Raw genomic sequence first — 6,445 nt, 5'->3', positions numbered from 1 at the left:
GTTTGATGGCATCAGCGTGCATGGTCAAGGTATCAATACCGTACTCTTTTTCATAGTCAGCTGAAATCACTTCACGTGGCAATTTTCCTGGTTTACGAACAGGTGCAAAGCCAATTCCCAACTCGAAAGCAACTGGGCAGCCAACAATAAATCCGCGAGCCTCTGGACCCACGATCATGTCGATTTTCTTGTCAGTTGCATACTGAACGATTTCACGAACAGCATAGCTATAGGCATTACCATCTGCCATCAATGGGCTGATATCACGGAAGGTGATGCCTTCCTTAGGATAATTTTCAATCGTTGCGATATAATCTTTTAAATTCATCTTTTTCTTTCTTTCAAAGTTTTTTACTCTCTATTATAGCATATTTTTTAAGAAAGAAACAAGGAAAAGTTAACTCCAATAATTATCTAACGATTTGACGATTTATAACTAGCCATAGCAATAAAGCCCAATTTCTGTTTATTCTTAGCAAACATTTTATACATAGTTAAAAACTGCTTTCTATTCTCCTTCTTACAAGCATTTACGCAAATTTTCAAAGTTCCTAGCCAACCTTCGTCATAAATCATACCTGATAATTTCATTAATGTCATTTCACCAGTCAATATTTTCACATCACGATAACCTGATTCTATCATCACCTGTTCCCAACCATCTTGAGTTAAAGGACCTACATTTACATGAATTGCTTGTGACAATTCCTGTCTGACAGACTCTTCAGCTTCCTTAAGAAGCACATCATGTGTCAAAAGAAGACCTTCAGGTTTTAAAACCCTTAGATACTCCATTACACATTTTTTCTTAGCTTGATCGGCTTGCATAGTCAGCATAGCTTCATTTATAACAATATCAAAACTAGCATCTTCATAAGGAAGTTTCATTGCATTTGCTCTTTCAAATCTAATCAAATGACCAACACCTGCCATTTCAGCAGATTTTTTAGCCACTTCTAAGGCTTGTCCATCCATATCAACAGCAGTTATCTTACAACCAAAACGCTGTGCCAACTCAATTGCTGTAGTTCCCCTATTGCACGCAACTTCTAGTATTCTCTTTTCTTTTGAAAATCCTCCTTCCGCAATTAACCAATCTGTAGCACGTTTTCCACCTGGACGTAAACGTCTTTTCCCCAGTTTTGCTAAAAACTTATGACCTGCTTCTGACATTTGAACACCTCTATTTTTTCTTCATTATAACATAAAATTATATTATCTGACAATTCTAATCTATTATTTGATAAACTAGGATCAAAAGCATACAAGTTGCCATGACTATAGCATAAATCTATTAATCACCTCTCTAGTTCGAATTCAATTGCTCACGTAGTTTACGCATATAGGTTACGACTACATATTTGTACTTTAGAGTTGCTGGCCTCCTTATTCCTAAATACGCTTTACTATCACATGCCTATTCGTATAGCCAAGATTTCTCTATCTCTTTCTCTGTCGATTCTTATTTCCAACGTCAGACTTAAACAGTCTATCCTAATGCCGTTCGATCAGCTACTCACAATAGTCAGGCTTGGGAATCACTTTTGGGTTTACTAGTATATGGTAGCCACAGAGGACTTACACCTCAGATGAACGGAATGCCCGTCGTACCTAAAAAAACGAGCACTTTCGCACTCGTTTTTTATATATTTATTGATTAAAGTGAGTTCACGTCAACCTTGATTCCAGGTCCTTGAGTAGTTGTGATTGTCAAGCTAGTTACGTAAGTTCCTTTAGCTGTAGCAGGTTTTGCTTTTTGGATAACTTCGTTGAAAGCTTTAAAGTTTTCAGCCAATTTATCAGCATCAAATGAAACTTTACCGATGATAGCTTGTACGATACCTGCACGGTCTGCACGGTAAGTAATTTTACCACCTTTAGACTCTTCAACTGCTTTAGCAACATCCATAGTTACAGTACCAGTTTTAGGGTTTGGCATCAAGTTACGAGGTCCAAGGACACGTCCAAGACGTCCAACAAGAGCCATCATGTCAGGTGTAGCGATAACTACATCGAAGTCCAACCAACCGTCGTTGATTTTAGCAACAAGGTCATCTTCACCAACGAAGTCTGCACCAGCAGCTTTTGCTTCTTCTGCTTTCGCACCACGCGCGAAAACAAGAACTCGAGCTGTTTTACCAGTACCGTGTGGCAATACCATTGCACCACGGATTTGTTGGTCAGCTTTTTTAACGTCGATGTTCAAGTTGTATGCAACTTCTACAGTTGCGTCAAATTTTGCAAAGTTAGTTTCTTTTGCAAGAGCTACAGCTTCTTCTACGCTGTATGCTTTTGTGCTGTCGATTTTTTCAAGAGCAGCACGAAGTTGTTTGCTTTTTTTAGCCATTTTATCTTTCTCCTTGTAATGTGGTCATATCGATTTTCATCTCCCACGTCACTCGTCTCATGATCAAGTGTATTGCGGGCAAATAGGATTATTACTATTAGTCAGTAACAGTGAATCCCATAGAACGAGCAGTACCTTCGATCATACGCATTGCAGACTCAAGGTTTGCAGCGTTCAAATCTGGCATCTTAGTTTCAGCAATTTGTTGTACTTGTGCACGAGTAACAGTTGCAACTTTCGTTTTGTTAGGTGTACCTGAACCTTTTTCAACACCTGCAGCTTTTTTCAAAAGAACAGCAGCTGGTGGTGTCTTAGTGATGAAAGTAAATGATTTATCTTCGTATACTGAGATAACAACTGGAATAATCATTCCAGCTTGATCAGCTGTACGAGCGTTGAACTCTTTTGTGAATCCCATGATGTTGATACCAGCTTGACCAAGAGCAGGTCCAACCGGTGGAGCTGGTGTAGCTTTACCAGCAGGGATTTGCAATTTTACAAGTTTTTCGACTTTTTTAGCCATTTCTAAATCCTCCTTTGTGGTTTTGGCGGTAATGTAAGATTTTTACCTCCCACAAGTATGCTTTACACATACCTTTCCATTATACACTATTTATCTAAAAATGCAAGAGAAAACTTTCATTTTTAATCAACGTAATCTCCGCCTTCAAAGCCATAGTACTCTTCCAAACTGAGACCACTTGCAGCAATTTCTTTGGCTTCTTTTCCAACGTAGCGGAGATGCCATTCTTCTGCCATGTAGCCGGTCTCCTTTTCCTTGCCTTTGAGATAACGAACAACAAAGCCATAGTCAGTCGCATGGTCCAAGAGCCACTGGGCTGCCTTTTCTTCAGTAACTAAATCACCATCTGTCCCAATAAGGTCAAAAGCTAGACCCGTCTGGTGTTCACTGTAACCTGGGCGAGCTGAGTAGCGATCTGCTGCTTCCTTCCCGTCTTGATTGACATAGTCTTGGTAGAGCTTAGCTTGAGTTTCATAACTTCTAAAACCACTGTATTGGTCACTGATTGGATAGCCCTCAGCCTGCATGGCTGCGATTAGTTTGAGCAACTCTGCTTTAGCTGTTGGATTTTCTCCTGGATTATAGTCTTTTGACAAAGGATAGTGCTTATTAGCTATAACGATTTCATCGTATTTTCCTTGGATACTATAATAGTTTCCTTTATTGCTAACTTCTGCCTTTTTCTGACTAGAAGCTTGAGATTTGCTGCCTACAGTTCCTTCCGGTTGACTGCTTTGCTCCGTCTTTTGAGTATTTTCTTCAACTTTCTTTTTTTCTTGCGAACAAGCTGCAAGAGTCAATGCTAGTAAACCAGATAAAATGACATATCTTTTTTTCATTTCTTTCTTCCTCTCTCTTAGGCCAAATGCTTCTCCAATTCATGAGATAAGATTTTAATCATCTCTTCCCGCTCTGGCGATTGTACTTGGCAATCTTCTGCTGCCATTTCTTCCCAGGGCACCCACCAGACTGGGCCACGGCCATTAAGTCCGTGCCCCTTCATATCACCTGCTCTTCGCGGAAAAAGATGCCAATGAGCGTGGGCATCGCCATTTCCTAGGAGTTCAATATTCATCTTTTCAGCCTCAAATGCTTTGGCGACTGCTTCTTGGACCAAACTCATTTCCTCTAAAAAGCGAAATTTTACAGGATTCTCCATATGGTGGAGTTCTGTAACATGCTCTTTTGCTAAAAATAAGGTATAGCCCTTAAAGTATTGGTGATCCCCAATAACCACATAGCCTGTTTCTAGTTCTTTGACAAAGTAGGGATTTTCTCCAGCTTTGATGAGTTCGATTCTCTGACAGATTAAGCACATTCTATGATACCGCCTCGCTCTTAAGATAAGCATCAACCATACGCTCAGTCGCTACTACTGAATCGATGTGGGTGCGCTCATAAGAGTGACTGGACTCAATACCAGCTCCAAGGAGGGCATGCTTTACTTCTGCTCCTGCAGACATAGCTGCCGAAGCATCCGAACCGTAAAATGGATAGATGTCCAGCTTAAATGGAATATCTTGCTCTTTCGCCAAAGCTACCAAGTGTTGACGGAAGTCATAGTGATAGGGACCTGAAGCGTCCTTGACACAGATAGACACTGTATACTCATCCGTCTGCTGGTCATCGCCCATAGCTCCCATATCTACAGCTAGATATTCTACTACCTGATTAGGAATATTTGAGTTAGCACCATGACCCACTTCTTCAAAGACTGAAAAAGCAAAGTGTGTCGTCATTGGCAAGTCAATTCCTTCTTCTTTATAAACTCGAAGAAGATTGAGCAAAATTGCCGCGCTAACCTTGTCATCCAAGTGGCGAGACTTGATAAAACCAGTCTCTGTCACGACAGTTCGCGGATCGAAACTAATAAAGTCTCCAACCTCAATACCCAAGGCACGCGTTTCTTTTTCATTGGTCACTTTTTCATCCAAACGCACTTCCATATTGTCCTGCGTTCGTTCTGCAGTTCCAGCATCTTTGTAGACATGGCAAGATGTCTGGTGGATGAGGATCGTTCCAGATACCGTTTTACCTGTACTAGCCACATGAACAGTACAGTTTTCTCCCTCAATCATGTTCCAAGGAAAACCACCGATCCGGTCCAATTTGAGACGACCATCTGGCTTGACTGCACGCACAATGGCTCCAAGTGTGTCCACATGGGCAGTTACATAGCGGTGTTGTTCGTCGTTTTGACCTTTGATGGTCACATTGACACCACCCTTAGCTGTTCGAACCGGCTGGTAACCAAGCTCTTCTAAAGTATGGACTAGGTAGTCTGAAATCTCACGAGTAAAGCCTGTTGGAGATGCAATAGCGGTTAATTCTTTGATATAGTTTACAGTTTGATTCATTTCTTCACCTCTTCCTACCATTATATCACTTTTCTAGCTGAATCCCTTTGGAAAAGGGTCTTATCCTTCTAGTTGATTTCACTATGGATCCATGTTATAATACAAATACTTTGATTATGAAAGGAAAGTAAAGGATATGAAATCTTACTTTAAAACCTCACTTGCCCTTGCGGCTTCACTTGTCCTCCTGCTCGGATGTTCCAAACAAGCATCAACACCTACCAACAGCAGTAGCAAAGAAGACAAAACAACTCAGTCAAGTGAGAGCAAACAAAGCACTGAACAATCATCTGAAAAGAAAGAAACAACTAAAACACATACCTTTGTCAACAAAAGCAATTCTGGAATCACTTCTACCTTGGTTTATACTGTAGACGGCGACAATGTTATCAAGCAATCAGCTCATAACATTGCTGATCCTGAAATCATTGGTGCAACTCCAGAAGATGTCAAGAGTTTTATCGAAGAAAAGTACAAAGGTTATAATGGACTCAAAGGTGTTAAACAAACGATTGAAATCAAAGATGGAAAAGTTGTTCAAGATCTCGAAGTAGACTTCTCAGTTGCAAGCATTAGCGAACTTAGAAAAGCACTTCCTGAAGAATATTCTGGTATCGGCAATCGTGTCAGCTTCTCAAACTCTAAAAAAGCACTAGAAGGAATGGGATTCACTGAAGAAAGCAACTAATCTTTCATCCTTAAAAACAGACAAAAACCTGACCTTATAATGGCCACCCCATACGATAGTCACCAAGCTATCTTTGGGGTGTTTTCTTATATCACGAGGAAATCAATCAAAATGAAGTCCTTGATCAAATGAAATGGAGATTAAGAGCTAGAAGCTAGCCAAGAAGGCAAATCCAAGCATATCTTTTTACTGTCAATGGAATTGTTTACTAGCTTCTTCTGATTGCTTGCATCCTCCATTCGTGTTATAATACAAATACTTTGATTATGAAAGGAAAGCAATGGATATGAAATCTTACTTTAAAACATCTCTTGTCCTTGCGGCTGCTCTCGTCCTTCTAATGGGATGCTCTAAACAAGCATCAACTCCTACCAATAGTAGTGCCAAGGAAGACAAAACTGCTCAGTCAAGCGAAACAAAGCAGAGCAGCCAACAATCATCTGAAAAGAAAGATGAGACAGAAACCCACACATTTGTCCACAATAGCAAACCTGGAATTCATTCTACCTTGACTTATACTGTAAAGGGGG

Annotated in this window: 8 protein-coding genes and 1 pseudogene; 2 read left to right on the top strand and 7 right to left on the bottom strand. The window is 40.3% G+C overall.

The genetic code is table 11. From position 1 onward, the window contains the following. The 7 genes from SORDD24_RS11685 to SORDD24_RS05885 all read right to left on the bottom strand — a co-directional run. On the bottom strand, positions 1 to 328 hold a 328-nt coding region (locus SORDD24_RS11685), incomplete at its 3' end, for an adenine phosphoribosyltransferase (protein ID WP_231082692.1). 86 nt (positions 329 to 414) lie between these two features. After that, positions 415 to 1,173 carry a class I SAM-dependent methyltransferase gene (locus SORDD24_RS05910; protein ID WP_061408588.1) on the bottom strand — a complete coding sequence of 253 codons (759 nt, stop codon included), beginning with the start codon at positions 1,171 to 1,173 and terminating at the stop codon, positions 415 to 417. A gap of 484 nt (positions 1,174 to 1,657) precedes the next feature. Continuing rightward, positions 1,658 to 2,347, bottom strand: coding sequence for a 50S ribosomal protein L1 (gene rplA / locus SORDD24_RS05905; RefSeq protein ID WP_012130534.1), 690 nt, complete (start codon positions 2,345 to 2,347; stop codon positions 1,658 to 1,660). Between the two features lie 97 nt (positions 2,348 to 2,444). After that, positions 2,445 to 2,870, bottom strand: coding sequence for a 50S ribosomal protein L11 (rplK, locus tag SORDD24_RS05900; protein ID WP_061408585.1), 426 nt, complete (start codon positions 2,868 to 2,870; stop codon positions 2,445 to 2,447). Positions 2,871 to 2,992: 122 nt separating this feature from the next. Further along, the gene (gene ldcB, locus SORDD24_RS05895) at positions 2,993 to 3,709 is read right to left on the bottom strand and encodes an LD-carboxypeptidase LdcB/DacB (protein ID WP_061408582.1); all 717 of its coding nucleotides are present in this window, start codon (positions 3,707 to 3,709) and stop codon (positions 2,993 to 2,995) included. Between the two features lie 17 nt (positions 3,710 to 3,726). Then, positions 3,727 to 4,188 carry an HIT family protein gene (locus SORDD24_RS05890; protein WP_061408579.1) on the bottom strand — a complete coding sequence of 154 codons (462 nt, stop codon included), beginning with the start codon at positions 4,186 to 4,188 and terminating at the stop codon, positions 3,727 to 3,729. A gap of 1 nt (position 4,189) precedes the next feature. Continuing rightward, positions 4,190 to 5,227 (bottom strand): M42 family metallopeptidase, encoded by a 1,038-nt coding sequence (locus SORDD24_RS05885; RefSeq protein WP_061408576.1) that lies wholly within the window; start codon positions 5,225 to 5,227, stop codon positions 4,190 to 4,192. Between the two features lie 136 nt (positions 5,228 to 5,363). On the opposite strand from SORDD24_RS05885, the gene SORDD24_RS05880 reads away from it, so the two are divergent. After that, positions 5,364 to 5,915, top strand: a complete 552-nt coding sequence (locus tag SORDD24_RS05880; protein WP_061408573.1) for a DUF1307 domain-containing protein — start codon at positions 5,364 to 5,366, stop codon at positions 5,913 to 5,915. A gap of 286 nt (positions 5,916 to 6,201) precedes the next feature. Beyond that, positions 6,202 to 6,445, top strand: a pseudogene (locus tag SORDD24_RS11315) (hypothetical protein); the annotation flags it as partial.

Origin of the sequence: Streptococcus oralis (assembly GCF_001579175.1) — a bacterium.
In the GTDB taxonomy this organism is placed as follows: Bacteria; Bacillota; Bacilli; order Lactobacillales; family Streptococcaceae; genus Streptococcus; species Streptococcus oralis_O.
Note: the sequence above shows the minus strand (reverse complement) of the source record. Positions and strands in the feature narration are given on the sequence as shown.

Coding starts and splice junctions, on each gene's coding strand:
- SORDD24_RS05910 (WP_061408588.1), bottom strand. CDS start 1,173: ATGTCAGAAGCAGGTCATAAGTTTTTAGCAAAACTGGGGAAAAGACGT.
- rplA (WP_012130534.1), bottom strand. CDS start 2,347: ATGGCTAAAAAAAGCAAACAACTTCGTGCTGCTCTTGAAAAAATCGAC.
- rplK (WP_061408585.1), bottom strand. CDS start 2,870: ATGGCTAAAAAAGTCGAAAAACTTGTAAAATTGCAAATCCCTGCTGGT.
- ldcB (WP_061408582.1), bottom strand. CDS start 3,709: ATGAAAAAAAGATATGTCATTTTATCTGGTTTACTAGCATTGACTCTT.
- SORDD24_RS05890 (WP_061408579.1), bottom strand. CDS start 4,188: ATGTGCTTAATCTGTCAGAGAATCGAACTCATCAAAGCTGGAGAAAAT.
- SORDD24_RS05885 (WP_061408576.1), bottom strand. CDS start 5,227: ATGAATCAAACTGTAAACTATATCAAAGAATTAACCGCTATTGCATCT.
- SORDD24_RS05880 (WP_061408573.1), top strand. CDS start 5,364: ATGAAATCTTACTTTAAAACCTCACTTGCCCTTGCGGCTTCACTTGTC.